Below are 988 nucleotides of genomic sequence, written 5' to 3' on the forward strand. Positions count from 1 at the left end.
GCCCTGGCCGCCGCCTTGGCCCTTCTTACCCTGCTGCGCTAGGCTCAAGGCTACCGCAATAGGCAGGTGAAGAAGGGCAATGCCCACAGTCTTTCTGGGATCCCCGCCGTGGCTTGCGCCACGACGGGGCAACTAAGCACCCGCGCACAAAGGTTGCCCCATCGGTCAAAGCCAAAGCGGCTTGCTTATCGCCTCTTTGGGGCCCCCATCGTGGCGCAAGCCACGATGGGGTACTTAGCCGCTTCTCCAAGGGCCCCAGGGAGAAGGTGGGGAAGAGCTTCCCCAGCCCGCATGCCCGGTGCTAAACTCACCTCATGACATCTTGGCGGGAGTGGATCGCCTCCGACCCTGGGGTGCTGGGCGGTAAGCCCGTGGTCCGAGGCACGCGCCTTTCGGTGGCTTTCCTCCTGGGCCTCCTTGCCCAGGGATGGAGCCGGGAGGAGATCCTCGCCAACTACCCCCAACTCCCACCGGAAGGGCTCCAGGCCGCTTTAGCCTTCGCCCAAGAGGTCCTGGAGGAGGAAAGGCTCTTTGCGCTTTCTCGCTGACGAGAACCTTCCCCTGGCCAGCGTACACTTGCTCCGCAACCGCGGCTTTGTGGTTCTTGCCGTGGTAGAAACCTCCCCTGGGATCCCCGACGGAGAAGTATGGGCGCTGGCAGCCAAGCACGACGCTGTCCTGCTCACCCTGGACCTGGACTTCGGGCAGCTTTACCGGTCCTCCAGCGAGTGCCCCTTTTGAGGCCCCGTTGGGGCATTTAGGCCAGCCGCTCCTCCAAAGCCCCTTCCGCCTCCACCCAGAGGGGGCCGAAGGGCTCTTCCTGGTGTAGCCGCACCAGGCCCAGCCGGTGGGCCTCCAAGAGGGCGGCGAAGCCCACCACCCACTCCCCCCAGCCCCGCAGGGGCAGAAGGTGGAAGGCCACCCGCCCCCTCAGGAAACCCTTCAGCCGCTCCCAGGCCTCCTTTAGGCCGAAGCCCTCCCGGGGCAG

The 988-nt window shown here is 65.8% G+C and carries 2 protein-coding genes and 1 pseudogene; 2 read left to right on the forward strand and 1 reads right to left on the reverse strand.

Translation table 11 applies throughout. The annotated features are described in order from the left end of the window. Window positions 1–314: 314 nt before the first annotated feature. Together ETP66_RS11820 and ETP66_RS11825 are read left to right on the forward strand one after the other, a co-directional pair. Window positions 315–548 carry a DUF433 domain-containing protein gene (locus ETP66_RS11820; RefSeq protein WP_038047221.1) on the forward strand — a complete coding sequence of 78 codons (234 nt, stop codon included), beginning with the start codon at window positions 315–317 and terminating at the stop codon, window positions 546–548. After that, a complete protein-coding gene (locus tag ETP66_RS11825; protein WP_130842777.1) occupies window positions 532–741 on the forward strand; it encodes a DUF5615 family PIN-like protein in 210 nt (69 codons plus the stop codon). Before ETP66_RS11820 ends, ETP66_RS11825 begins: the two co-directional genes overlap by 17 nt. Before the next feature lie 16 nt (window positions 742–757). On the opposite strand, the pseudogene ETP66_RS11830 reads toward ETP66_RS11825, so the two are convergent. Continuing rightward, window positions 758–988, reverse strand: a pseudogene (locus ETP66_RS11830) (chromosome segregation protein ScpA); the annotation flags it as partial.

The organism is Thermus thermamylovorans, assembly GCF_004307015.1.
GTDB classification, from domain to species: domain Bacteria; phylum Deinococcota; class Deinococci; order Deinococcales; family Thermaceae; genus Thermus; species Thermus thermamylovorans.